The sequence below is a fragment of the Bacillus sp. FJAT-27916 genome, from assembly GCF_001183965.1.
Taxonomy (GTDB): Bacteria; Bacillota; Bacilli; order Bacillales; family Pradoshiaceae; genus Pradoshia.
The window spans coordinates 1,059,348-1,083,017 of the sequence record NZ_LFZV01000001.1; the positions used below are offsets into that span (position 1 = coordinate 1,059,348).

Annotated in this window: 29 protein-coding genes; 26 read left to right on the plus strand and 3 right to left on the minus strand. The window is 43.1% G+C overall.

Features of this window, described 5'->3' with window-relative positions; all coding sequences use genetic code 11:
- The first annotated feature begins 110 nt into the window (after positions 1–110).
- From AC622_RS05005 to AC622_RS21505, 13 genes are all read left to right on the plus strand, one after another.
- Positions 111–764 carry an O-methyltransferase gene (locus AC622_RS05005; protein WP_049670056.1) on the plus strand — a complete coding sequence of 218 codons (654 nt, stop codon included), beginning with the start codon at positions 111–113 and terminating at the stop codon, positions 762–764.
- On the plus strand, positions 761–1,690 hold the full coding sequence (locus tag AC622_RS05010; protein ID WP_049670057.1) for a peptidase U32 family protein: 930 nt from the start codon (positions 761–763) through the stop codon (positions 1,688–1,690). Before AC622_RS05005 ends, AC622_RS05010 begins: the two co-directional genes overlap by 4 nt.
- 22 nt (positions 1,691–1,712) lie before the next feature.
- Positions 1,713–2,981: a peptidase U32 family protein gene (locus AC622_RS05015; RefSeq protein ID WP_049670058.1), complete on the plus strand. Its 1,269-nt coding sequence runs from the start codon at positions 1,713–1,715 to the stop codon at positions 2,979–2,981.
- Positions 2,982–2,987: 6 nt separating this feature from the next.
- On the plus strand, positions 2,988–3,620 hold the full coding sequence (udk, locus tag AC622_RS05020; protein WP_049670059.1) for a uridine kinase: 633 nt from the start codon (positions 2,988–2,990) through the stop codon (positions 3,618–3,620).
- A 258-nt stretch (positions 3,621–3,878) separates the two neighbouring features.
- On the plus strand, positions 3,879–4,355 hold the full coding sequence (greA, locus tag AC622_RS05025) for a transcription elongation factor GreA (protein WP_049670060.1): 477 nt from the start codon (positions 3,879–3,881) through the stop codon (positions 4,353–4,355).
- A 136-nt stretch (positions 4,356–4,491) separates the two neighbouring features.
- On the plus strand, positions 4,492–6,288 hold the full coding sequence (locus AC622_RS05030; protein WP_049670061.1) for a peptidoglycan D,D-transpeptidase FtsI family protein: 1,797 nt from the start codon (positions 4,492–4,494) through the stop codon (positions 6,286–6,288).
- Positions 6,289–6,354: 66 nt separating this feature from the next.
- A complete protein-coding gene (locus AC622_RS05035; protein WP_049670062.1) occupies positions 6,355–7,068 on the plus strand; it encodes a YrrS family protein in 714 nt (237 codons plus the stop codon).
- Positions 7,069–7,146: 78 nt separating this feature from the next.
- The gene (locus AC622_RS05040) at positions 7,147–7,356 is read left to right on the plus strand and encodes a DUF2536 family protein (protein WP_049670063.1); all 210 of its coding nucleotides are present in this window, start codon (positions 7,147–7,149) and stop codon (positions 7,354–7,356) included.
- Positions 7,357–7,388: 32 nt separating this feature from the next.
- Positions 7,389–8,087 (plus strand): 5'-methylthioadenosine/S-adenosylhomocysteine nucleosidase, encoded by a 699-nt coding sequence (gene mtnN / locus AC622_RS05045; protein WP_049670064.1) that lies wholly within the window; start codon positions 7,389–7,391, stop codon positions 8,085–8,087.
- 98 nt (positions 8,088–8,185) lie between these two features.
- Positions 8,186–8,401, plus strand: coding sequence for a YrhC family protein (locus AC622_RS05050; protein ID WP_049670065.1), 216 nt, complete (start codon positions 8,186–8,188; stop codon positions 8,399–8,401).
- 508 nt (positions 8,402–8,909) lie between these two features.
- On the plus strand, positions 8,910–9,044 hold the full coding sequence (locus tag AC622_RS21495; RefSeq protein WP_269431773.1) for a hypothetical protein: 135 nt from the start codon (positions 8,910–8,912) through the stop codon (positions 9,042–9,044).
- Positions 9,045–9,165: 121 nt separating this feature from the next.
- Positions 9,166–9,300, plus strand: a complete 135-nt coding sequence (locus tag AC622_RS21500; RefSeq protein ID WP_269431774.1) for a hypothetical protein — start codon at positions 9,166–9,168, stop codon at positions 9,298–9,300.
- 122 nt (positions 9,301–9,422) lie between these two features.
- A complete protein-coding gene (locus AC622_RS21505; RefSeq protein WP_269431773.1) occupies positions 9,423–9,557 on the plus strand; it encodes a hypothetical protein in 135 nt (44 codons plus the stop codon).
- A 365-nt stretch (positions 9,558–9,922) separates the two neighbouring features.
- Here AC622_RS21505 and AC622_RS21175 read toward each other — a convergent pair whose 3' ends face one another.
- Positions 9,923–10,099 carry a hypothetical protein gene (locus AC622_RS21175; protein ID WP_197089904.1) on the minus strand — a complete coding sequence of 59 codons (177 nt, stop codon included), beginning with the start codon at positions 10,097–10,099 and terminating at the stop codon, positions 9,923–9,925.
- Between the two features lie 171 nt (positions 10,100–10,270).
- Here AC622_RS21175 and sigK point away from each other — a divergent pair, with 171 nt between their 5' ends.
- The 4 genes from sigK to AC622_RS05075 all read left to right on the plus strand — a co-directional run bounded on the left by sigK (position 10,271) and on the right by AC622_RS05075 (position 16,032).
- Positions 10,271–10,987: an RNA polymerase sporulation sigma factor SigK gene (gene sigK / locus AC622_RS05060; RefSeq protein WP_049670067.1), complete on the plus strand. Its 717-nt coding sequence runs from the start codon at positions 10,271–10,273 to the stop codon at positions 10,985–10,987.
- 101 nt (positions 10,988–11,088) lie between these two features.
- The gene (locus AC622_RS05065; RefSeq protein ID WP_231589584.1) at positions 11,089–13,299 is read left to right on the plus strand and encodes an MMPL family transporter; all 2,211 of its coding nucleotides are present in this window, start codon (positions 11,089–11,091) and stop codon (positions 13,297–13,299) included.
- A gap of 186 nt (positions 13,300–13,485) precedes the next feature.
- Positions 13,486–14,937 (plus strand): IS1182 family transposase, encoded by a 1,452-nt coding sequence (locus AC622_RS05070; protein WP_049669787.1) that lies wholly within the window; start codon positions 13,486–13,488, stop codon positions 14,935–14,937.
- A 309-nt stretch (positions 14,938–15,246) separates the two neighbouring features.
- Positions 15,247–16,032 (plus strand): phosphatidylserine decarboxylase, encoded by a 786-nt coding sequence (locus AC622_RS05075; RefSeq protein ID WP_049670069.1) that lies wholly within the window; start codon positions 15,247–15,249, stop codon positions 16,030–16,032.
- A gap of 87 nt (positions 16,033–16,119) precedes the next feature.
- Here AC622_RS05075 and AC622_RS20545 read toward each other — a convergent pair whose 3' ends face one another.
- Positions 16,120–16,248 carry a sporulation histidine kinase inhibitor Sda gene (locus tag AC622_RS20545; protein ID WP_082197022.1) on the minus strand — a complete coding sequence of 43 codons (129 nt, stop codon included), beginning with the start codon at positions 16,246–16,248 and terminating at the stop codon, positions 16,120–16,122.
- 390 nt (positions 16,249–16,638) lie between these two features.
- Here AC622_RS20545 and AC622_RS05080 point away from each other — a divergent pair, with 390 nt between their 5' ends.
- The 8 genes from AC622_RS05080 to AC622_RS05115 are packed head-to-tail and all read left to right on the plus strand — an operon-like array spanning position 16,639 to position 21,662.
- Entirely contained in the window at positions 16,639–17,154 is a 516-nt protein-coding gene (locus AC622_RS05080; protein WP_049670070.1) for a YqeG family HAD IIIA-type phosphatase, read from the plus strand.
- 2 nt (positions 17,155–17,156) lie between these two features.
- Positions 17,157–18,263, plus strand: coding sequence for a ribosome biogenesis GTPase YqeH (gene yqeH, locus AC622_RS05085; RefSeq protein WP_049670071.1), 1,107 nt, complete (start codon positions 17,157–17,159; stop codon positions 18,261–18,263).
- 13 nt (positions 18,264–18,276) lie between these two features.
- Positions 18,277–19,107 carry a shikimate dehydrogenase gene (aroE, locus tag AC622_RS05090; RefSeq protein WP_049670072.1) on the plus strand — a complete coding sequence of 277 codons (831 nt, stop codon included), beginning with the start codon at positions 18,277–18,279 and terminating at the stop codon, positions 19,105–19,107.
- Between the two features lie 2 nt (positions 19,108–19,109).
- Entirely contained in the window at positions 19,110–19,403 is a 294-nt protein-coding gene (yhbY, locus tag AC622_RS05095; RefSeq protein WP_049670073.1) for a ribosome assembly RNA-binding protein YhbY, read from the plus strand.
- Positions 19,404–19,431: 28 nt separating this feature from the next.
- Positions 19,432–19,995 carry a nicotinate-nucleotide adenylyltransferase gene (locus AC622_RS05100; RefSeq protein WP_049670074.1) on the plus strand — a complete coding sequence of 188 codons (564 nt, stop codon included), beginning with the start codon at positions 19,432–19,434 and terminating at the stop codon, positions 19,993–19,995.
- A 1-nt stretch (position 19,996) separates the two neighbouring features.
- Entirely contained in the window at positions 19,997–20,572 is a 576-nt protein-coding gene (gene yqeK / locus AC622_RS05105; protein ID WP_049672796.1) for a bis(5'-nucleosyl)-tetraphosphatase (symmetrical) YqeK, read from the plus strand.
- Entirely contained in the window at positions 20,569–20,922 is a 354-nt protein-coding gene (rsfS, locus tag AC622_RS05110) for a ribosome silencing factor (RefSeq protein WP_049670075.1), read from the plus strand. The genes yqeK and rsfS overlap by 4 nt, the downstream gene beginning before the upstream one ends.
- Positions 20,919–21,662, plus strand: a complete 744-nt coding sequence (locus AC622_RS05115) for a class I SAM-dependent DNA methyltransferase (protein ID WP_049670076.1) — start codon at positions 20,919–20,921, stop codon at positions 21,660–21,662. Before rsfS ends, AC622_RS05115 begins: the two co-directional genes overlap by 4 nt.
- A gap of 431 nt (positions 21,663–22,093) precedes the next feature.
- On the opposite strand, the gene comER is transcribed toward AC622_RS05115, so the two are convergent.
- On the minus strand, positions 22,094–22,924 hold the full coding sequence (gene comER, locus AC622_RS05120) for a late competence protein ComER (RefSeq protein WP_049670077.1): 831 nt from the start codon (positions 22,922–22,924) through the stop codon (positions 22,094–22,096).
- A gap of 94 nt (positions 22,925–23,018) precedes the next feature.
- On the opposite strand from comER, the gene AC622_RS05125 reads away from it, so the two are divergent.
- Positions 23,019–23,657 carry a helix-hairpin-helix domain-containing protein gene (locus AC622_RS05125; RefSeq protein ID WP_053103715.1) on the plus strand — a complete coding sequence of 213 codons (639 nt, stop codon included), beginning with the start codon at positions 23,019–23,021 and terminating at the stop codon, positions 23,655–23,657.
- Positions 23,658–23,670: the final 13 nt, after the last annotated feature.

A 23,670-nucleotide genomic window follows, 5' to 3' on the forward strand; every position in this document is an offset into this window, starting at 1 on the left:
CTATGCTAAAATAGTCGAAGTGTAAAATTACGACATGAATGTAAGAAAGCCATTTTAGGCTTTCTCATTTTTTTGGGATAAAGGAAGTTTAAGGATTTGGAGGAATCAGGATGAATGAGAATCTCGACCGCTATCTGGAAGCTCTTGCCCCGATGCGTAATGATCTTCTAATGGAAATGGAAGCTTATGCGAAAGCTAATGGTGTACCGATTATGGAATTATCGGGGATGGAGCCGCTTCTGCAGATTCTAAAAATCCAAAAACCGCAAAATATATTAGAGATTGGTACGGCGATAGGCTATTCCGCCTTGAGAATGGCTCATGCATTGCCGAATGCAGCCATCGTGACAATTGAACGTGATGAAGAACGTTTAGGCAAAGCCCATGAATATATCAAAAGAGCCGGTATGGGAGACCGTATTTCCGTCATTGAGGGAGATGCCCTTGAAACCGAGGAGCTTGTCTCTCAGAAAGGACCGTTTGACTGCCTGTTTATTGATGCAGCAAAGGGACAATATCAGCGCTTCTTTGAAATGTATGAAAAATATCTTGTCCCAGGGGGGATTATCTTTACGGATAACGTACTCTTTAAGGGACTGGTCGCGGAGGATTTGGAATCCATCGAATCCAAGCGAACAAGGAATCTTGTGAAGAAGATTAAAGGATACAATGAATGGCTAATCTCAAACGAAGATTATGAGACAGTTATTCTCCCGGTTGGAGATGGATTAGCCATCAGCATGAAAAAGGGGGATTCGGCATGAAAAAGCCTGAACTTTTAGTAACGCCAACACAGATAGAAGATATCGAACCGATAATGGAGGCAGGTGCAGATGCATTTGTCATCGGTGAACAACGATACGGGCTAAGGCTTGCTGGAGAATTTAATCGTGAGGCTGTGAAAGCTGCTATTGAGATTGCCCATAAGGGCGGCAGGAAGGTATATGTAGCGATGAACGCTATCTTTCATAATGAGAAGGTTGATGAGCTTTCAGATTACTTACGTTTCCTTGCTGAGGCAGGAGCAGACGCGGTCCTTTTCGGGGATCCGGCTGTCTTAATGGCAGCACGGGAAGCAGCGCCGAATATGCCGCTGCACTGGAATACAGAAACAACAGCAACAAACTGGTTCACATGCAATTATTGGGGCCAGAAGGGGGCTAAACGGGCTGTGTTAGCTCGTGAAATCAATATGGATGCCATTGTTGAAACAAAGGAGCATGCAGAGGTTGAAATTGAAGTGCAAGTGCACGGAATGACGGCTATGTTCCAATCCAAACGCCGCCTGATTGGCAATTACTTTAATTATCAGGGCAGAAATATGAAGGTAGATGACTTAGAAGCAGACGGGCATCTTTTCCTGCACGACCCTGAACGGAATACGAAGTATCCAATCTTTGAAGATGAGAATGGAACACATATCATGAGTCCGAATGATATCTGCATCATTGATGAGCTCATGGAAATGGTAGAAGCAGGCGTTGATTCCTTCAAGATTGATGGAGTTCTCAAGAAACCTGAATATCTCATCGGGGTGACCAAGCTTTACCGCAAGGCAATTGACCTTTGCGTAGAGGATCCTGATGCCTATGAGGATGTAAAAGACAGCCTGCTTGAAGAGGCAGAAAGCCTGCAGCCTGAAAACAGAATGTTAGATACGGGATTCTTCTTTAAGGAGACAGTTTATTAACAAGGAAATGGGGGAAGACCAAATGTCCGTTATGGAGAAGCAAATATCAAAAGTGGTAGATGGAAAACGCATCATCGTGAAGAAACCGGAATTACTGGCTCCTGCCGGTAACCTTGAAAAATTAAAAATTGCTGTCCGTTATGGGGCAGATGCCGTTTTTATCGGCGGACAGGAATATGGTCTGCGCTCAAATGCGGGTAACTTCTCGATCGCTGAAATGAAGGAAGGCGTAGACTTTGCCAATCAATACGGTGCAAAGATTTATGTAACAACGAATATCTTTGCTCATAATGAAAATATTCCAGGTCTTGAAGAATATTTGAAAGATATCGAATCCGCAGGTGTGACAGGTATTATCGTCGCGGATCCGCTCATTATTGAAACGTGTAAGAAGGCAGCGCCGAAGCTTGAGATACATTTGAGTACACAGCAATCTCTCTCCAACTGGAAGGCTGTTCAGTTCTGGAAGGAGGAGGGCCTTGACCGTGTCGTGCTTGCACGTGAAACGAGCGGCGATGAGATTCGTGAGATGAAGGAGAAAGTCGATATTGAGATTGAAACCTTCATCCATGGAGCGATGTGTATCGCTTATTCTGGCCGCTGTACGCTCTCCAATCATATGACTGCCCGCGATTCCAACCGCGGCGGCTGCTGTCAGTCCTGCCGCTGGGATTATGATCTATATGTAGAAACAGAGAATGGCGAGAAGCCATTATTCGAGGAAGGGGACTCACCATTTGCCATGAGTCCAAAAGACCTTACGCTTGTTCAGTCCATCCCGCGCATGATTGAAATGGGTATTGACAGCTTGAAAATTGAAGGGCGGATGAAATCCATCCACTATATCGCAACAGTTGTCAGCGTATATCGCAAGGTTATTGACGCCTATTGTGCTGACCCGGATCATTTCGTCTTCAAGCAGGAATGGATCCAGGAATTGGACAAATGCGCCAACCGTGAAACGGCACCGGCTTTCTTTGAAGGCGTACCAAGCTATAAAGAGCAAATGTTTGGCAATCATAGTAAACAAACGACATATGATTTCGCCGGGCTTGTCTTATCGTATGATGAAGACACATCCATGGTAACACTACAACAACGAAACTATTTCAAACCGGGGGACGAGATTGAATTTTTCGGCCCGCACATCGATAACTTTAAGCAAATCGTCGGGACGATCTGGGATGAGGAAGGCAATGAGCTTGATGCTGCCAGACACCCATTAATGATTGTTCGTTTGAAGGTCGATAAACCGGTTCATCCATATGATATGATGAGAAAGGGGAATTAATCCATTATGACTAAACCGATTGTCATCGGGGTTGCTGGAGGCTCGGGTTCAGGGAAAACGAGTGTAACGAAGGCGATTTACGAGAAATTTAAAGGCCATTCCATTATGATTTTGGAACAGGACTATTACTATAAAGACCAAAGCCATCTCCCATTTGAGGAGCGCTTGAAAACAAACTATGATCATCCACTTGCATTTGATAATGATCTTCTCCTTGAGCATATCAATAAATTGCTTAATTATGAGAGCATTGACAAGCCAGTCTATGATTATGCGATGCACACACGATCTGAGGAAGTAATCCATGTCGAGCCGAAGGATGTTATCATCCTTGAAGGAATCCTTGTCCTTGAAGATGAGCGCCTTCGTGATATAATGGACATCAAATTGTTTGTTGACACTGATGCCGACCTTCGTATTATCCGCCGTATGATGCGTGATATTAAGGAAAGAGGACGCTCCATTGATTCTGTCATTGAGCAATACACTTCTGTCGTGCGTCCAATGCATAATCAATTTATTGAGCCGACAAAGCGGTATGCTGATGTCATCATTCCTGAAGGCGGTCATAACTTTGTTGCAATTGATTTAATGGTGACGAAGATTCAAACGATACTAGAACAAAAGTCTATGTTATAGAACTTTCGGATTATTATTGATTTTTTTTCTAATATTTTCCACATAAAAATGAACAATTTTATAAATAATTTGATAAAATCAATAGACAAATCCTGAAAAACCCACTAAGCTAACAAAGAGAGCTTTTGCGCGTTTGATTTTCAAACGCGCAATTAATATACCATCAGGTATATACATATAAACACGGTGAATATATATACATGTATCACCAGAAGCTTACTTTGCTGCATGGTGAAAGTACAGAAGGAGTGAATTTTCTTGGCAATTGAAAAAGTATTTCCTATGACTAAAGAGGGAAAAGAGAAGCTTGAGAAAGAACTAGAACACTTAAAAACAGTTAAACGTAAAGAAGTGGTTGAACGTATCAAGATTGCCCGCAGTTTCGGTGACCTTTCTGAGAACTCCGAATATGATTCCGCAAAAGAAGAACAAGCATTTGTGGAAGGCAGAATCACAACCATTGAAAATATGATTCGTAATGCCCAGATTATCGACAGCGAAGCGGCGCAGGATGGTGTCGTAACACTTGGAAAATCTGTCACTTTCAAAGAATTGCCTGACGGCGAGGAAGAAACATACACAATCGTAGGTTCTGCAGAGGCAGATCCATTTGAATATAAAATCTCCAATGATTCTCCGATTGCCCGCAATCTAATGGGCAAAAAGCCTGGCGACAAAGTTACTGTTGCCACTCCAGGCGGAGACATGGAAGTTGTGATTGTTTCTGTCCAATAGGATTGTAATGACTATGAATGAACTGCCTTTTCGGCTGCATATCCTGCGGCCGATTGACAGTTCTTTTTCTTTTTTCTGACAATTATGTGTTTGAAATGAATCTCTGCTGCCGACAATAGGACAGAGGTGTCCGAATATGAAAAAGAGAATCCTTTTTACAGCGGTCTCCATCCTGCTCGCAATGGGTTTATGTATCGCCAAATTAGTCGAGATTCAATTAGTGAAAACAAAGGATTATTCAAAGCATGGAATCAACTTACTGGAAAAAAGCGTTCAGCAGCGGATTGATGAAATTTCTCTTGATGATGGGAGGGGCGGCTTTCTTGACCGTAATGGGAAACCGATATCCTATCAGGAGAGAGCTGTCCTTGTGATGTTTCCATTTGTGAGACATTTAGATTGGCCAAAAGAAGAGCTTGCCGCGATTGTCGGCTTGGATGTGCGGCAGCTTGAACAAAAGCTGCAGAAAGCAGATGAACCGTTTATCCTTGAGGACAAGAAAATATTTGAGCTTAGTGACAGTCAAATCAAAGAAATTAATGATTTACATATTCCAGGTATCATAGCGGTCAAAAAGCGGTCTGCCGAAGACCGGGCGATGGCCGGACATTTACTGGGTACTTTAACGCTGGATAAAGAAGTAATTGACTCCGCTCATACAGCTGGACAGGATTTTGACAGTACTGATTATCGAACAAAGGTTGGCAGCTCAGGTCTAGAGAAGGCCTTCCAGCTCTTTTTGAAGGGGAATGGGTCTAAACGTCTTCTTTATCACAAAGCGGCTAACGGATTGCCTCTTTTTGGGGTTGATGTCCGGTATCTAGATACAAGCGGAACAGGAGAAAGAGTTAATATACAAACCACTATTGACCGTGATATACAAAGACTGGCAGAGGAGACGGCCAAGAATCATCATATGAAAAAGGGCGGGATTGTCATTCTTGATATTCAAACGAATGATCTCCTAGCCATGGTCTCTATGCCTGAGCAAAATGATAAGGACATTCATGCTCAGGGCAATATGAATCAAATGCTACTGCCGCAAACACCTGGCTCCATCTTCAAGACAGTCATCGCTGCCGCAGCGATGGAAGAGGGGATTCCCCTTGAGGGCAGAATCTTTAATGGCAATCTTGATCACTTGGGGCGGGAAGTTGATGGCCAAACAGGAAGAAGACTTGGTGAAGTGACCTTTGAGCAAGGCTTTGCATTAAGCTCCAACCAGGTATTTGGGGTACTAGGCAAAGAACTTGCTGAAAAGGATCCAGAAATGATCGAACGCTATGCAGGTAAGCTCGGATTAATAGACTTGAATGGATGGACGGGAAGCGTCTTTCGTACCCCTGTCCTCCATCAGCTGCCGGAGGAGCGGAAGGGCACGGTCTGGAAGGATACCGCTATGAAGGAGGATCCTAATTACGTGGCGAATACATCTATAGGGCAATTGGATGTGAAGGTAACTCCGCTTGCCGCTGCAAATATGATGGCCACAATTGCGAGGGGAGGAGAAAGGATGATGGTGCGGGCGGCCTTAAAGGCGGTGGATGATAATGGGCTTACGATTGCTCATTTTAAACAGCAGCCGGGGCAGAAAAACGTGGTTTCTTCTGTGACTGCAGCAAAGCTTCAGTCATTGCTCCGAGGTGTGGTTACCGAAGAAGGACCGCTTGCGACAGCCGGGATGTTGAGATCAGCTAAATATGAGGTTGCCGGAAAAAGTGGAACGGCAGAGGTTGGGGAGAAGGAAAGCAAGCTGTATAATAAATGGTTTGCCGGTTATTTTCCATTTCGGGAACCAAAGTACGCCATGGTGGTCGTTAATTTGGAAACAGGCGGGCAGTCGGCTTCCATTAGCTCGCTTTATCTGGAGATAGTCAATGGAATCTATCAAATACATACAGACGGAGAGAATAATTTACAAAAGATTGAATAACTTTTAGGACAAAGAAATCCATGATAAAATAATGGGTATTCCAATATAAGCGAGGAGGAAGAGGTTATGGCAAAGGATCGTTATTCCTCACGCGTTGCAAAGCGCAAAGATAAAAAGGTCAATAAAGTCTATAATATTTTAATAACTGTTGTTGTACTTTTGATTGTCGTGGTCGGTGCAGTTATTTTCACCGGTGGAAATGACGATAAAACCACCAGCAATGATCCACAAACATCATCAGATACAGCAAATAACAGCAACAGCAATGATAATAATGACGCCGCATCCAAGGAGGATGAGGATAGCGCTGCAACCGATTCTGAAGATGATCAAGCAAATAAGGAAGAGTCGGATGAAGAGAAAGAAAGCGACGCTGACAAAGAGACATCTGATGACAAGGATTCCGCTGATGCAGAGGACGAAAAGAAGGAATCTGAAATTAAAGAGGAAACACCTTCAGACAGCAATGTAGAGGAAGCTTATTCAGACTCAGCCTGGGAGCCTGTCGGCACTGAGCAAAGCGGCGACCATGTAACCCAGTATGAAAAAGGGTCTGTTGACTGGCAGGAAATGGAGAAAGCTCTTGCCTATGGTGCAGGTATTAGTCAGGAAGGCATGAATGTGTACTGGCTCGGTAACGGGGGGTCGCCTGATACAGCTGTCGGAACCATCAGTCCAAGTGATAATTCTTCCACTTACCGTGTTTATATCCAATGGGTAGATGGTGAAGGATGGAAACCGACCAAGGTAGAAAAGCTAAAGACGAACGATAAGAATTAATGCTTCTGCGTGCCGGGTTTCCCGAGGGTTGGAAACTCGGCTTTTTGCATGGCAGAATAAACAGGAGGAAAAGCTCGGATGGAATTCTCATTAGATTTGATTGAAGATAAGATTGAAATCTTTGAAGCATCAAGCCCTAAAGCACTCGAGAGGCAAATAGAGGAACAGATTGACCATAATAAAGCCATCATGCTGACCGTCCATACGGTATCCTACCAAATTTATACGAGTCCCGAAGGCAAGCCAACATATTCGGCAGCAGTCCATTTTAAACTGAAGAAATTTTAATGATTACATAGAATAAAAGGAGAGATTAGATTATGAAGATTGCCATCATCGGCGCAATGGAAGAAGAAGTTGCGGTTTTACGCGAGAATATTGAAGAGAGTGAATCGGTGGTTATTGCTAACACGGAATACACATCTGGCAAAATGTTTGGAACGGATGTTGTTCTGCTTAAATCAGGCATCGGTAAAGTGAATGCCGCAATGGGAACAGCGGTCTTATTAGAAAAGTTCAAACCTGATTTCATCATTAATACCGGGTCTGCAGGAGGATATAATCCTGAATTGAATGTTGGAGATATTGTCATTTCCACAGAGGTAAGGCATCATGATGTGGATGTAACAGCTTTTGGCTATGAATATGGACAAGTACCAAGACTTCCGGTTGGTTTCGTTGCAGATGAGAAGCTTGTGGAGCTCGCATCAGGGATTGCCGCTGGAATTGAAGGCGTCCAGGCAGGAAAAGGACTGATTGTGACAGGCGATGTGTTCATGTCAGATCCTGTACGTGCTGATTTTGTCAGAGGACAGTTCCCTGAGCTTCAAGCAGTAGAAATGGAGGCGGCAGCGATTGCCCAAGTAGCCTACCAATTTGGCGTTCCTTTTGTGGTTACACGTGCATTAAGCGACATTGCCGGAAAAGAGAGTGATGTCTCCTTTGAACAATTCCTAGACAAGGCAGCACGCCATTCAGCGCATATAGCGATGCAAATGGTCAAGGCATTAGGGAAATAAGATTCTCACTTGGCAGGTTTGTCATTAATTGCTTGTTAGGCAACAACACTCTTCATGATAAGATTGTTTTAGCGTTTATGTGGAGAGGAGCTTTGGCTATGAAAGCGAAGGTCGAAGATTACAAACGATTTGCGGTCACGCTCTTGATAATCAGCTTTTTCTTCTTCACCGGCTCCGTCCTGCCGAAAGAAGGCGTAAGCATATCATCGAGAGAGATTCTTGTTGCATCAGCAACTGTCGCATTATTCGGGTCCGCAGCGTTTTTTGGATTATCTGCTAAATATCAAAAGAAAGCAGATGAAGAAGAATACTAACCAATACCCAATGAGTCCACATATAAAGTGGCCTTATTGGGTATTTTTTTATGGTTTGCTGGGTATAGTGGTACAAGTGCCTGTTTTTATAGAAGTATCAAAAAGTTTTCATTTACCTATTTACTTAGCAGAAATCATTGGATATAATTTACATGTAAATAATTTCTATGGGAGGTCGAACACAATGACTGTCTTAACTCAAATGGTTCAAATCAAACCTAACAAGTTCATATGGCAAGTTCGGCCGATGGTTTAGGCATTTCACACGGATTTAATATTCGTATGTATACAAATAAACCGCAGTGCTGAATGATGCTCTGCGGCTTTTTACGCTTTCAAAACATAAGAAGTCTGAGGGACAGGTGTGCCCTTTTGGAAACCGCAGAGTAAATCTGCGGTTTTTTGTGCGAAAGCGGCTAGGAACCGAAAAGGAGGAGTTCATGATGATTGTTAAGGCTGGTAAGGGAATTTTAACGAAGGAATCTAAAAATACGGGAGGTGAATACACATGAGGATCAATATGATTTTGTTTACCATTACGGTTCAAACAAATAGGCTCTCACGCGGGGAATATATCGAGATGAAAGCCGCCAAAAACGACATGCTTGATTGCAAAGCAAACTCGTTCACCAGGTTGTTCTAATGCCAATGTGAAATAAAAAAGAAAGAAGGGGTTAATCATGAAAAAAACATTGCAGTTCCGCCAAACATTTATTGGAGGTATAAGGATGGTGCGTAAATGCGACTACAGGAGGTGAAAATACATGAGGATCAATATGATTTTGTTTACCATTACGATTCAACCAAATAAGCTTTCTCGCGGGGAATATATCGAGATGAAGGCTGCCAAAAACGACATGCTTGATTGCAAAGCAAACTCGTTCTCCAGGTTGTTCTAATGCCAAAGTGAAATAAAAAAGAAAGAAGGGGTTAATCATGAAAAAAATCATTGCAGTTCCGCCAAACATTTATTGGAGGTATAAGGATGGTGCGTAAATGCGACTACAGGAGGTGAAAATACATGAGGATCAATATGATTTTATTTACCATTACGGTTCAAACCAATAGGCTCTCACGCGGGGAATATATCGAGATGAAAGCCGCCAAAAACGACATGCTTGATTGCAAAGCAAACTCGTTCACCAGGTTGTTCTAATGCCAATGTGAAATAAAAAAGAAAGAAGGGGTTAATCATGAAAAAAATCATTGCCGTTATTCAGTCAAAAATTTATTGGACTTATAAGGATAGTGCGTAAAGGCTATACTCGGTTAATCATGGCAGGAGGAGACGTCTTTTGAACAGAGAATAAGGCGGACTAGTTCCGTCTTATCTATAAAAAAGCTCTGTTACTCTTAAGTGTGGATTTTCGCTGCAGGTTTAAAAACATAAGGCGGTCGGAGCTAATCATCGCGGGAGTTAACAGCTTGAAATATTAACGCGGTATTTCTACATCCAATGTTCACCTTAAGCGAGCCATAAAAATAAAAAACTTATGCCCAATCTGAGCATAAGTTTTTTATTTACTTAGGCGGCGGACCATAATAGCCTCCTCCCCAGAAGACCCAGAAGCCAAAGATGATCAGCAGAATGAACAAGATAACCCAGATAGCATATCCTGCTCCGAATCCTCCGCCGCAAGGAGGCGGTGGACAGTAGCCTGGCCCTAATCCGGGACCGCCGAATCCATAAGGGTACATAATATCCCCTCCTTATATTTGATTATTGGCAATATATGTCTTGTGCGGAAGAAAAGATTGGGCTGATGCCCGAGTTTTAGTTATTTTCATCAGTACATGCAAGGCAGGGTTCCTTCTGTCATACATATCTTAGTAGGCGACCTGGTTGAATACAGGAAGGAGATGATTCGTTTGACAGGGTTATTGGCAGCTTTCGGATACTTCGTCAAGGAATTGATTTTTCTCGTTTCATATGTCAAGAATAACGCCTTCCCACAGCCATTGTCGGCTAGTGAGGAGAAAGCATGCCTTGAAAAGATGGCTCAGGGAGATGCTGAAGCAAGAAATCTCCTGATTGAGCATAATTTGCGGCTTGTCGCCCATATTGTGAAGAAATTCGAGAATACAGGGGAGGACACGGAGGATTTAATCTCCATTGGCACAATTGGCTTAATTAAGGCCATTGAGTCCTATTCATCTGGAAAAGGAACAAAATTAGCTACATATGCGGCTCGCTGCATAGAGAATGAAATATTGATGCATCTGAGAGTCATCAAGAAGACGAAAAAGGATGTATCGCTTCATGATCCTATCGGACAGGATAAGGAGGGAAATGAGATTTCCTTGCTCGATATCCTGAAATCTGAATCTGAGGATGTCATTGACACCATACAGCTTAATATGGAGCTCGAGAAGGTGAAGAAGTACATTGATGTCCTGGATGACCGGGAAAAGGAAGTCATCGTCGGGCGCTTTGGACTTGATTTAAAGAAGGAGAAGACCCAGCGGGAGATTGCGAAGGAATTAGGCATTTCGAGAAGCTATGTTTCCAGAATAGAAAAACGTGCTTTAATGAAAATGTTTCATGAATTCTACCGGGCTGAGAAGGAAAGAAGAAAGCAAAAATAGCACACAAACGGACAAAACTACCTGTCCGTTTTTCTTGCGTTCAAGGAAATAATACGAGTACGTCGCAAGGAAGACGATTGAGGTGGTTTAGTTTGAACAAGATGGAGTCCTTATATGGACGTTTCTCAAGGAAGGTCATTAACCATTCGAAGGCGATTCTCGTTCTATGGGGATTGATTTTTATCGGAAGCCTGCTGCTTACCCCTGTCTTTTTCAGCCGATTAACTCCGCCGCAGCTTGTTGTGGAAGGGTCCCCTTCATATATGGCTGAGAAACTGTGGGAGAAGGAATTTGCTGGTCAAATAGAGGAACAGGCAATACTTGTATTTCATTCAGATCGCTATGTGATGGAGTCACCGATCTATAAACAAACAGTCGATAAGGTATTGCGGAAGGTCGGGGTACTCCATGGGGTTTACCAGATTGTCTCGCCATATGATGAGCTGTCATTGACAGCCGTTCCTTATTCGACCGACGGACATACAAGCTATGCGGTCCTCTTACTGGAGGCAGATGGAAAAGCTGCATTGGAAATCAGCGGTGAAATAAAGAAAATCCTTGCTGAGAATAAGGGCTTGGAGATGTATTTAACAGGGAAGACGGCTGCCGTTCAGGACTTATCTGCTATGGTCAAAAAGGATTTAACACAGGCGGAGAGAACCGCACTGCCGGTTGTGCTCATTATCCTGCTTTTTGTCTTTGGCTCAGTTACAGCAGCCCTTATTCCTATCCTGCTCGGTATTGCTGGTGTATTTATTTCATTTGGAATACTAGCTCTCCTTGGAATCGAAAATATAGATATGTTTGTCCCGAGTGTCGTCAGTATGATTGGCCTTGGGCTCGGTATTGATTATTCCTTATTCATACTGATGAGATATAAGGAGGAGTGCCGGACAGCTTCCCGGGCAGAAGCACTCGTGAGATCAATGGCCACAAGCGGTAAATCGGTCATTATGTCGGGGCTGACGGTCATGTCCTCTCTTGCCGGTCTCCTGTTAATCAAAGCCAGTCTTTTCTTTAATATCGCGATAGGCACCTTTATGACAATTGGTGTTCTGCTTGCCTTATCCGTGACCTTTTTGCCTGCCCTTTTGCATATACTTGGTGGCCGCATTGATTATCTGCCAATTCGTAGAAAAAAGAGATATGAGCAAAGGCATAGGCTGTACAGGTGGACAAAGCATATTATGGCAAAGCCAGGCCTTTATTTAGGGGGAAGCCTGTTCCTCCTTTTTATCATGATGCTGCCAGCCTTCAGTTTGCATTTGAAGACAGATATTAGTGATAAGGCGTTGGAAGAGTATTCATCTGGGAAAGGAAATGCCTTGCTAGAAAAGAACATTTCATCCGGAATTTATGCACCTGTTTATTTCATCTATCAATCGGAGGAAGGTCAATTGACAGATGTGGACCTTGATAGGATGGCGCAGATGACAGCTGAATTAAAGGGTGAATCAAGTGTGGCAAATGTCATTTCGGTCACTGATATCCTGATGGACCTAATGGGAGTTGTGAGTGCGGAAGGACTGCAGGAGCTGGCAGCTATGGCGGATGATCAAGAGATGTTTTCTATGCTGGTGAATAAGGACTTGAGCATGTCTCCAATTATGATTACGTTAAAGAATGCTCCAGATGACCCAGCTTCCGTTCAGTTTATCAAAACCTTACGGGAGAGATACGGGGAAGAAATGATGCATAACAAGGTTTATATCGGCGGTATGGCCTCCATGATTGCCGATATTCATCGCGAAACGATGAACAAGACGCCAGCTGCCGCGTGCTTAATATTAGCGATATCCTTTTTGCTGCTGACACGGGCTTTCCGGAGTCTGCTCATCCCATTGAAAGCTATTGCACTGAATTTGGTTTGTATCCTCGCATCTATTGGAGCGGCTGTTCTCGTCTTTCAATATGGATGGGGAGAGCAGCTGTTTTCATTTGAAGCTACTGGCTATGTGCAGTCCTATTTGCCGGTCTTATCCTTTGCAATCCTATTTGGCCTTTCGATGGACTACGAGGTCTTTTTGGTGAGCAGGATTCGGGAGGAAAGAGAGCGGGGCATGCTGGAAGAAGAAGCAATTGCGAAAGGGATCGAATATACTGGTCCATTCATCACGCAGGCAGCGTTGATCATGATGGTTGTGTTCCTTGCCTTTTTGTTCACTCATATGCTTGAAGTTAAGCAGCTCGGCTTCATGCTTTTTGTTGCTGTCCTGCTCGATGCAACCATCATCCGGCTGATTCTTGTGCCAATTATGCTGAAGTTGATGGGAAAATGGAATTGGTGGATTCCGAAAAGGAGAGAAAGCTGAGATGGAAATTTTACTTTCCTTCAGCTCAAAGGAATAGTACACTGTAAGAAGAAAAGCACCCAGGGACTTAGGAGGGCACTGAAAAAGTCCTTAAATCTTACTAAAGCCCCTGTTCCTTCAATCTATGGAAGGAACAGGGGCTTTTTTGTCGAATTCTTACCTTATCACAAAAAAGTGGGTGTAACGATGATTCAACGTCAACTGTCTATGAACTTAAGTCCTTATTCGGCTCTTTACGATTTAATAGTTCCTAACGATAATATTCTTCGAAGAATCAATGAGCTTATTGATTTTTCCTTCGTATATGATGAACTGAAAGACCATTATTGTCATGACAATGGACGGAATGCCGTTCACCCCATCCGAATGTTTAAGTATCTATTGCTAAAAGCCATTTATGACTTATCAGATGTGGACATCGTGGAACGCTCACGGTACGATATGTCGTTCAAATATTTTTTAGACCTGTCTCCTGAGGATGATGTCATAGATCCTAGTTCTTTAACGAAATTCCGTAAGCTCCGTTTAAAAGATCTTAATCTTTTGGACTTGCTTATCAATAAAACGGTCGAAATCGCCATTGAAAAGGAAATCATTAAAAGCCATTCTATCATCGTTGATTCCACCCATTCCAAGGCTAGATATAACCAAAAGACGCCTAAAGAGCTGTTGGCAGAGAAATCAAAGCTGCTTCGAAAAGCCGTTTATCAAGTGGATGAACAGATAAAAAATCAACTGCCAGCCAAGTCCAAGACAGAGGTCTTAGAGGATGAGGTGAGCTATAGCCAAAAGCTTATCGAGGTGATTGAAAAGAATGAAGTCCTACAAGAGTATCCTAAAGTCAAGGAAAAAATAAATGTACTGAAGGAAACCATTGAGGATATAAATGACCAGCTCCAATTATCCAAGGATCCAGACGCACGAGTTGGGCATAAATCAGCTGACTCTTCCTTTTTCGGTTACAAAACACATCTTGCCATGAGCGAAGAACGTATTATTACGGCCGCCGTTATTACAACTGGCGAAAAGAACGATGGAAAGCAATTGAAATCGCTGATTGAGAAGAGTCAAAAAGCCGGCATGGACATTCAAACCGTCATTGGTGATGCCGCCTATTCTGAAAAGGGAAATATCGAGTATGCGAATAAAAGTGAAATGATGCTTGTGGCTAAGTTAAATCCAGCGGTAACGCAAGGGACGCGTAAAAGCGAAGATGTTTTTGATTTTAATAAAGACGCTGGAATGTATGTCTGTAAAGCTGGTCATATGGCCATACGAAAGGCTCGGCAAGGAAAAAAAGGGGGCAGCAAAAATCAAGTTGATACCTATTATTTTGATGTGGAAAAATGTAAAGTCTGTCCTTTTAGAGACGGGTGCTATAAGGAAGGAGCCAAAACCAAGAGTTATTCCGTAAGCATCAAATCAAATGTACACACGGAACAGATACAATTCCAAGAAAGTGAGTATTTTAAAGAGAAATCGAAAGAACGGTATAAAATTGAGGCAAAGAATAGTGAATTAAAACACAGACACGGGTATGATGTAGCCAATTCCTCGGGTCTGATTGGTATGCAATTACAAGGGGCTATGGCTATTTTCGCCGTAAATGTGAAACGGATATTGACCCTATTGAACTAAAAGGGATGGAATATATCCCTTAAAAATAATAAAAGACGGCTCAAAAATTCATATTCTGAACTTGAGCCGTCTTTTTTATGTTTGTCGACTTAACTTATGAAAAAAACGAAGTTTTTCAGTGCCCTCGCACTTAGTTGGGTGTTTTTGTTTTTTGTTTTTATGTGTATTGTTGATAAAAATATAGTATATTTAACTTTCAGCAGAGTATGAAAGCTAGGGAAGCGGAAGGTAATTAGTTGAACAGCTATTCACTAGTAGATGGTATAGTGGAAGCTTGTGATGTCATAAAAAGAAATATGGGTGGAAAAAGTGAAGGAAAAGCTTTATCAATCATTAATTGAATTGACGAATGGAAGATGGACTTCTTCTTTATTAAGAAGATTTGCCTTGTCACCTGCGAGCAAAAGAATCATACCCTCGTTTGCGAAGCAGTATAAAATAAATGTAGAGGAAATGGACAGGCCGCTCGAGGAGTACGAAAGCCTCCATGATTTCTTCACGCGAAAGCTGATGGAGGGAGCTCGTCCAATTGATCAGGGACAAGCCTCCATTGCAAGCCCCGTTGATGCTGTATTAGAGGATATGGGCTCTATTGCGAACGATGCCACCTTTCGTGTGAAAGGTAAACTCTACTCGATAGAAGAGATGCTCGGCGGGAAAAGCGAAGCAGAGAGATACTTAGATGGGCAATATATGGTGCTGTATTTAAGCCCGAGTCATTACCATCGTATACACTCGCCTGTTGATGGTACTGTTATCCGTAAGCAGACGCTTGGCAGTAAATCCTATCCGGTTAATCGTTATGGAATGACGCTTGGCAAATCTCCGCTATCAAAGAATTACCGTGAAATTACGGAAATAGAGTATAAAGGCGGAAGACTTGCTCTCATCAAGGTCGGTGCCATGTTCGTGAACACAATAGAAAGGACACATACGGGGGATACTCTTCTTAAAGGAGAAGAAATCGGGTATTTTTCCTTTGGCTCCACCGTTGTGCTTCTTTTTGAAAAAGGGACGTTCAAAGCTGCGCCGTTTGAGACACCTGCTGCGGTTCGTGCAGGGGAAACGCTTGGAACCTGCCAGTTTAGGCATTGAATCATCTGCCTGAAAGAGGCTTATAACGAAAGCTAGGAAACATGGAGCCCTGGTAACCAGGGCTTTTTTATGGATGGGGTCTCTTTTCTATAATCTGGCTCGTAAAGATCTTCGGTCAATTTCACGTTCGATAAGGCGGATGAAATCTTTGCTAAGGCCTAAGTCTCTTGCTTTGTAATAGGATTCAATTAATAGGGCGTCTGATAGTTTCTGCATATTGGCGCCTTAGGCGGCTTCACCTCCGATATAGTGTTCTAACAGGGGTTCGGCTATCATATAGTAGTATGTTAAGTGATTGTATCCTTAATTTAACAAATTCAAAACGATGGAACAACCGTTCTCTTATCCACAAGTTAACGTGAATAACTTGTGGGTAAAATGTGAGTATTCATATAATTTAGCCGGCCAGCCCATAAAAGCGGGCGCTTGTGTAAGTGTGCATCATGTGAATAAACTTATCCACAGGCTGAAAAAACGCGGAGGGGTGTCGAAACATTTCTTATTTCGACAATATATTTGACATGAAAAGTCAAGAAGCCTATGACAGAAGCGGTTTTATCCGTTATGATGAATAACAGCGATTAATGAATGATAGAGGTGTTTATTGTGTTGAAATCATTTTTGCCTGCTCAGCATGTGAAGAGCATATATGAAATCAATCCCCAGGATTTAAAGAATAAAGGGATCAAAGGGATTATAACTGATTTAGATAATACCCTTGTGGAGTGGGACAGGCCGCTTGCGACCCCGGAGCTAATCACATGGTTTGAGGAAATGAAGCGCAATGATATTAAAGTGACCATCGTGTCAAATAATAAAGAGGTGCGAGTGAAAGCCTTTGCTGATCCGCTCAACATCCCATTTATCTTTCGCGCGAAAAAACCCATGACAAAGGCATTTAAGCATGCGGTTGAGCTGATGGGTATTCAAAAGGAACAAGCAGTCGTTATTGGCGACCAGCTTTTGACTGATGTGTTCGGCGGCAACCGGAGCGGGTTCCATACTATCTTGGTTGTGCCAGTTGCACAGACAGACGGATGGGCAACGAAATTGAATCGGAGAATTGAACGCAGAATTTTGGCGTGGTTCCGAAAAAATGGACAATTAACGTGGGAGGACTAGAATTGACTAAAGAAGAAATCAGCTGTATCGGCTGTGGAGTGACCATACAGACGGAGGACAAGAATAAAATCGGTTATGCACCGGCATCATCCTTGGAAAAAGACCAAGTAATCTGCCAGCGCTGTTTCCGATTAAAGCATTATAATGAAGTGCAGGATGTCTCCTTGACAGATGACGATTTCCTGAAAATCTTGAATGGAATCGGGCAGAAGGATGCCTTGATCGTTAAGCTAGTTGATATATTCGACTTTAATGGAAGCTGGCTGCCGGGCTTGCAGCGCTTTGTCGGCAATAATCCGGTCGTGTTGATTGGAAACAAAAGTGATCTGCTTCCTAAATCCGTCAAACAGAAAAAGCTGATTGACTGGATGAAGGGAATGGCAAAGGAATGGGGCTTACATCCAGTTGACGTGATGCTTGTGAGCGGTGCCAAGGGCTATGGAATTGAGGACGCAATGCAGCGTATTGATGAACTGCGTGAGGGTCGTGATGTATATGTCGTTGGCTGTACCAATGTCGGTAAATCCACCTTTATTAATCGGATCATTAAGCAGGGAAGCGGAGAAGACAATGTTATCACAACCTCTCATTTCCCAGGGACAACATTGGATATCATTGAAATTCCGCTTGATGATGAGAGGGCATTAATTGATACCCCGGGAATCATTAATCATCATCAAATGGCTCATTTTGTCGGGAAGCAAGATTTAAAAACCATTACGCCGAAGAAGGAAATCAAGCCGAGAGTATTCCAATTGAATGCCGGCCAGACCCTTTTCTTTGGGGGCTTAGCTCGTTTTGATTTCGTTCGTGGAGAGCGGAATTCATTTACATGTTATTTATCCAATGAGCTTGATATCCACCGCACAAAGCTCGAGAAAGCGGATGATTTATATGAAAAGCATGCTGGAGAGCTGCTTGTGCCTCCGGGACCTAAAGAGATAAAGGAATTCCCGCCGCTTGTCGGTCAGGAATTCTCCATTAAAGAGGGGAAAACAGATATCGTGTTCTCAGGACTTGGCTGGGTAACAGTCAATCAGCCGGGAGCCATCGTTAAAGCATACGTACCGAAGGGAGTACAGGTGAGCATTCGCAAATCATTAATCTAAGGGGAAGATTCAAATGAAGAAGCTGTATGGGGTGCTGGGCAATCCGATTGAACATTCAATGTCACCATTGATTCACAATGATGCATTTAAGCAGAACGGCATAGAAGGAGAATATTTGCCGTTTCTGGTTGAAGAGGAGGCCCTTAAAGAAGCGGTCAACGGGTTAAAGGCAATTGGAGCAGGCGGTTTCAATATTACGGTTCCGTTCAAGGAGAATGTCATACCGTATTTAGATGAACTTGATCCGTTTGCTAAGGAAGTGGGAGCCGTCAATACGGCCGTTATTAAAGATGGCATCATCAAGGGTTACAACACCGATGGTCCTGGCTTTGTCAAAGCCATTGCCCCGCTTCTTGCCAATCAATTTGCCGGGAGAAACGTCCTCATTATAGGAGGCGGAGGTGCTGCACGGGGCATTTACTGCGCGATGGCGAAAACGGGCATTGCTCAAATGGATATCGCAAACAGAACGCTATCCTCAGCCGAAAGAATCGTGGCGGATTGCCATAACGGCATCAGTTCTGCTGTGTTAAGCCTGGTGGATGCGGAAAAGGCTCTTGCTAATTATGACCTCATCATTCAAACGACTTCGGTTGGGCTTTCTTCATTACATGAATCTCCCATCTCTTTATTGGGAATAAAAGAAAAGACAGTTGTCTGTGATATTATATACAACCCGCTCAAAACGGCATTCTTGCGTGAAGCGGAAGAAAATGGCGCTATTATCCAAACAGGGGTAGAGATGTTTGTGCAGCAGGGAGCACTTGCCTTTGAACTGTGGACAGGCATCAAGCCGGATGTAGAGCGGATGAAAGAATTAGTGTTAGTGAAATTAGGAGGATAACCATGTTAACAGGTAAACAAAAAAGATTCTTGCGTTCAAAGGCGCATACACTCCAGCCGATTTTCCAAGTAGGAAAAGGCGGGGTAAATGACAATATGATCAAACAAATCGGAGAAGCGCTTGAAGTGAGAGAGCTCATCAAAATCAGCATCCTGCAAAACTGTGAGGAAGACCGCGATACGGTGGCGGAAGAGCTTTCAAAAGGAGCAAGAGCTGAACTTGTACAAATCATCGGAAACACAATTGTGTTGTACAAAGAATCAAGGGAAAATAAACAAATCATTCTTCCTTCATAATTTACGCTGTAAAGAAGGGTGGATATCCATGAAGAAAGTTGGTATTTTAGGCGGGACGTTTGACCCGCCTCACATCGGTCATTTAATTGTGGCAGAAGGGATTCGAGAGGCGCTTGAACTAGATGAAATACGCTTTTTGCCCAATCACATCCCTCCCCATAAGACGAAGACATCGACGACGAATCAAGAAAGGCTGGATATGCTCCAGTTGTCCACCAAGGGGAATCCGTTCTTTCGTATTGATACGATTGAATGGGAACGGGAGGGTCCCTCCTATACGATTGATACCATTAAGCTGTTGAAGGTGAGGGAGCCGGATTCAGAATGGTATTTCATTATTGGGGCAGATATGATTGAATACTTGCCGAAATGGAAGCAGGTCGATGAGCTGGCACAGTTAGTTCACTTTACGGGCGTTAAGAGACCAGGCTACCAAGAAAAAACGGATTATCCTGTCACGATGGCAGATATACCAGAGATCTCTATTTCCTCCTCTCTTATTCGTTCGAGAATTAAAGAGGGGAAATCCATCAAATATTTAGTCCCTGAAGAGGTCAAGCTATATATTGAGGAGAATCGTTTATATGGATAAAATGGATAAAACAAAAGCACTTGAATTAGTCAGACAGCAATTGCCTGAGAAACGCTATATCCATACTTTAGGAGTTGTTAAAAGCGCTAAAGAGCTTGCACAGCGCTATGGAGTGGATGCTGATAAAGCAGAGCTGGCCGCTATTTATCATGATTATGCTAAGTATCGTCCGCTGGATGAAATGGAACAAATCATTAAGGATTATCATCTGCCGGCAGAACTGCTTACAGCCAACACCGAGCTATGGCATGCCCCTGTTGGAGCAGTGCTTGTCCACGAGGAAGCGGGAGTAGAGGATGAAGAAATTCTATCAGCGATCCGCTACCACACTTCAGGACGCACGGGAATGACGGAATTGGAGAAAATAATTTATTTAGCAGATTATATAGAGCCAGGGAGGAGTTTCCCGGGTGTAGATGAAGTGAGGGCTATTGCCGAACAGAGTTTGGATGATGCCGTGATGAAGGCGATAGGCAATACGATTGCCTTTCTGATTTCAAAGCAGCAGATGATCTATCCGGATACCTTCCATGCCTATAATGATTTTGCTATGCACAAGGGAGGAAACAACAAGTGAGTGAAAAAGAGTTATTGCATATTGCAGCAAAAGCTGCTGATGATAAACGAGCAGAGGATATGATCGTGCTAGACATGAAGGGTATCTCTCTCGTATCTGATTATTTTATTATTTGTCACGGTAATTCTGACAAGCAAGTTCAGGCCATTGCCCGTGAAATGAAAGAAAAAGTGGAAGAAGCAGGCTTTGAGGTACGCAAGATGGAAGGCTTCGATGAAGCTCGCTGGGTATTGGTGGATATGGGGGATGTCGTGGCACATATCTTCCATAAAGATGATCGTTCTTACTACAAGCTGGAGCGCCTATGGGGAGATGCTCCATCTGTATCCGCACAGGAATTGAATCTATGAGCTATCAGAATTTCGCCTATTTCTACGATAATTTGATGAAGGAGGCCCCATACGATGACTGGGTGGACTTTGTCAAAGAAATTGCAGAAAAGTATCCTTTAAGCGGGCGGAACATTCTTGATGTAGGCTGCGGAACCGGTGAATTAGCGACCCGCCTTAGTAAAGAGGGCTTTGAACTGACAGGAGTCGACCTATCAGAGGAAATGCTTGAAGTCGCTATGGCGAAGGCTTTTGATGAGGGCGTTTCCATTCATTATTTCCATCAAGATATGAGGGAGCTTTCCGGTCTTGGCCAGTATGATTTGGTCTTAATCTTCTGTGATTCTCTAAATTATCTTGATGGAGAGGAAGATATCAAGAAGACATTCGCCAGGGTTGGTACCCATCTAAAGGAGGACGGACTATTCTTATTTGATGTCCATTCTATTCACAAGATGGCCACCCTTTTCAATGATCAGGTATATGCGGATAATGGCGATGATGTCAGCTTTATCTGGAATGCTTGGAAAGGGGATGAACCCCACAGTGTTCATCATGAGCTGACCTTCTTCATGTATGACGAACAAATGGATGCATATGTCCGATTTGATGAGGATCATGATCAGCGTACATACCCAGTGGAAGACTATGTGAAATGGCTGGATGAGAGCGGCTTTGAATGCTTGGAGATTGCCGGTGATTTCCATCAGGCATCAGTTGATGAAGCAGAAAGAATATTCTTTGTGTGCCGAATGAAATAATAAAATAAATACAAGCGGCTGTCCTTTATGTCAGGTAATTCAAGATATAAAGGACAGCCTTTTTCAATTGGTGTCCTATCCTCCTGTCTAGAGTTAGAAATAAATGTCACTATTTTAAACTGCACTTTAAAATAGTTCGGCTTTTTCTATTTAGTTTAGTTCTGTTGAAGATGAATATTGTTATTAGAATACCGGTGATTTTCGTTGCAGGCGGTTGACTTCTTGCTTAGTTTAATAAAAATTCAATGCATCATTCGGTTTTGGATACAGCTAATTTAGTCATGTCCCAGGCTATTTTAATTATTTTCTCAAAAGGAATCCTCATGGAGGCCGTTTATTATGAAGTGTCGAACATAAAAAACGGCTAAAAGAGCCGCTCAGAAAAAATTTTAAAACAGAAGAAGGATATCTCTTTTTTTCATGGAATTACATTAATAGTAAGGCACCCCAAACTGCTCCTCAACTTCCCCGACATCCTCCTCGAATTTCTTCTCTGTTGCTTCAAACAATCGCTTAAACACACCCTCTAATTCCTCATCGAGTACCTTGATGCCCTCTCCAGTGATTCCTCCTTTAACACATACCTTCTCCTGAAGTGCGGGCAGCGTAAAATGCTGCTGATTCAATAGTTCGCCAAGACCAATTAACATGGATTGAGTCAGCTCTGTGGCCTGCTCCTTATTGATTCCCGTATGTAGAACGGCTGCATCAATGAAGCTTCTGGCAAGATAGCTGAAGAAAGCGGGTCCGCAGCTGACGATATCAGATGTTACTCTTGTATACCGGGTCTCGATTTGAAGCGGCCTTGAGAAACTTGAGGCTAAATCGTGCAATAGCTGCTGCCATTTCTCTGTGCATGATTCCCCAAAGGTTAGAATAGAGGCACCTGACAGCGCTCGATTTGTAATAGACGGAATGAGTCGTGCACAAGAGCAGCGTACGGTTTTCTCTAGCTGTCTTGGTGAGAGAGGGCTTGTGATTGTGACCAGGCATTGCTCTCGGGTTAAATGCGGTTCCATGATTTCCAGTAATGGATGCATTTCATGAGGTTTGACGCAAAGGAAGATTAAATCTGCGCTTTTGGCTGTTTCGACACTTGAGCTGGCAATTGAAATGCCAGGATACTTTTCCTTTAAAACGGCTGCTTTAAAGGGAGTCCGGTTGTTGATCATTACTTGCTCCTGATTCAAGAAGCCTGAAGTAATTAGGCTTTCGACCAGTATGGTTCCCATATTCCCTGTCCCAATGATGCCGGTAATCATGTTTCATCTCCTCCTAAATGAATAGGCCATATCCATTATTTCTTATCAAAATATATGCAAATACAGACATTATATGAATCGGCAGGTGAAAGTTATGAATAGACAAATCAATGAATTTTGGCAAAGGCAGAAAAAGCCGCTTGTCATGGCGGCTGTATTGCTTGGCTTCACATTCATCTTCTTTATTCGGACGGATGAGGAGGCAGCGGTTAAGAATGATAAGGTTGAATGGTCAGAGAATGTGGAGACCATTCAACTGGATGCGGCGGAAAAGAAGCTGGAAAAGGAAGAGCCGCTAGTACTTAAAGTGGATATTAAAGGGGCGGTCAAAAAGCCAGGTGTGTATGAGTTTGCTCAAGGTGACCGGGTAACTGATGTCATTGGGATGGCGGGAGGTCTGACAAAAGCTGCTGACAGCACACAGGTTAACATGGCACAGCTTGTGGAAGATGAAATGGTCGTTTATATCCCTAAAGCTGGTGAGGATGTCCAAGCAAGTCAAATCTCCTCCGGCGGGACAGGGGGAGCGGGAGCGGCCGGCAGCCTCATAAATATTAATAAGGCCTCCCTTGAAGAATTACAGGAGCTGCCGGGAATTGGGCCGAGCAAGGCGGCCGCCATCATAGCGAAAAGAGAGGAATTAGGATCCTTTGGATCGATTGACGATTTGAAGCTTGTTACAGGCATTGGGGATAAAACGTTCGAAAAGTTAAAAGATTTAATTGCGAGCTAAACCAGCAAAAAGG

What these genes read in the sequence shown, in the direction of transcription:
- AC622_RS05005 (WP_049670056.1), top strand. Translation starts at nt 111, where the DNA reads ATGAATGAGAATCTCGACCGCTATCTGGAAGCTCTTGCCCCGATGCGT.
- AC622_RS05010 (WP_049670057.1), top strand. Translation starts at nt 761, where the DNA reads ATGAAAAAGCCTGAACTTTTAGTAACGCCAACACAGATAGAAGATATC.
- AC622_RS05015 (WP_049670058.1), top strand. Translation starts at nt 1,713, where the DNA reads ATGTCCGTTATGGAGAAGCAAATATCAAAAGTGGTAGATGGAAAACGC.
- udk (WP_049670059.1), top strand. Translation starts at nt 2,988, where the DNA reads ATGACTAAACCGATTGTCATCGGGGTTGCTGGAGGCTCGGGTTCAGGG.
- AC622_RS05030 (WP_049670061.1), top strand. Translation starts at nt 4,492, where the DNA reads ATGAAAAAGAGAATCCTTTTTACAGCGGTCTCCATCCTGCTCGCAATG.
- AC622_RS05035 (WP_049670062.1), top strand. Translation starts at nt 6,355, where the DNA reads ATGGCAAAGGATCGTTATTCCTCACGCGTTGCAAAGCGCAAAGATAAA.
- AC622_RS05040 (WP_049670063.1), top strand. Translation starts at nt 7,147, where the DNA reads ATGGAATTCTCATTAGATTTGATTGAAGATAAGATTGAAATCTTTGAA.
- mtnN (WP_049670064.1), top strand. Translation starts at nt 7,389, where the DNA reads ATGAAGATTGCCATCATCGGCGCAATGGAAGAAGAAGTTGCGGTTTTA.
- AC622_RS05050 (WP_049670065.1), top strand. Translation starts at nt 8,186, where the DNA reads ATGAAAGCGAAGGTCGAAGATTACAAACGATTTGCGGTCACGCTCTTG.
- AC622_RS21495 (WP_269431773.1), top strand. Translation starts at nt 8,910, where the DNA reads ATGAGGATCAATATGATTTTGTTTACCATTACGGTTCAAACAAATAGG.
- AC622_RS21500 (WP_269431774.1), top strand. Translation starts at nt 9,166, where the DNA reads ATGAGGATCAATATGATTTTGTTTACCATTACGATTCAACCAAATAAG.
- AC622_RS21505 (WP_269431773.1), top strand. Translation starts at nt 9,423, where the DNA reads ATGAGGATCAATATGATTTTATTTACCATTACGGTTCAAACCAATAGG.
- AC622_RS21175 (WP_197089904.1), bottom strand. Translation starts at nt 10,099, where the DNA reads ATGTACCCTTATGGATTCGGCGGTCCCGGATTAGGGCCAGGCTACTGT.
- AC622_RS05065 (WP_231589584.1), top strand. Translation starts at nt 11,089, where the DNA reads ATGGAGTCCTTATATGGACGTTTCTCAAGGAAGGTCATTAACCATTCG.
- AC622_RS05070 (WP_049669787.1), top strand. Translation starts at nt 13,486, where the DNA reads ATGATTCAACGTCAACTGTCTATGAACTTAAGTCCTTATTCGGCTCTT.
- AC622_RS20545 (WP_082197022.1), bottom strand. Translation starts at nt 16,248, where the DNA reads ATGCAGAAACTATCAGACGCCCTATTAATTGAATCCTATTACAAAGCA.
- aroE (WP_049670072.1), top strand. Translation starts at nt 18,277, where the DNA reads ATGAAGAAGCTGTATGGGGTGCTGGGCAATCCGATTGAACATTCAATG.
- yhbY (WP_049670073.1), top strand. Translation starts at nt 19,110, where the DNA reads ATGTTAACAGGTAAACAAAAAAGATTCTTGCGTTCAAAGGCGCATACA.
- AC622_RS05100 (WP_049670074.1), top strand. Translation starts at nt 19,432, where the DNA reads ATGAAGAAAGTTGGTATTTTAGGCGGGACGTTTGACCCGCCTCACATC.
- yqeK (WP_049672796.1), top strand. Translation starts at nt 19,997, where the DNA reads ATGGATAAAACAAAAGCACTTGAATTAGTCAGACAGCAATTGCCTGAG.
- AC622_RS05115 (WP_049670076.1), top strand. Translation starts at nt 20,919, where the DNA reads ATGAGCTATCAGAATTTCGCCTATTTCTACGATAATTTGATGAAGGAG.
- comER (WP_049670077.1), bottom strand. Translation starts at nt 22,924, where the DNA reads ATGATTACCGGCATCATTGGGACAGGGAATATGGGAACCATACTGGTC.
- AC622_RS05125 (WP_053103715.1), top strand. Translation starts at nt 23,019, where the DNA reads ATGAATAGACAAATCAATGAATTTTGGCAAAGGCAGAAAAAGCCGCTT.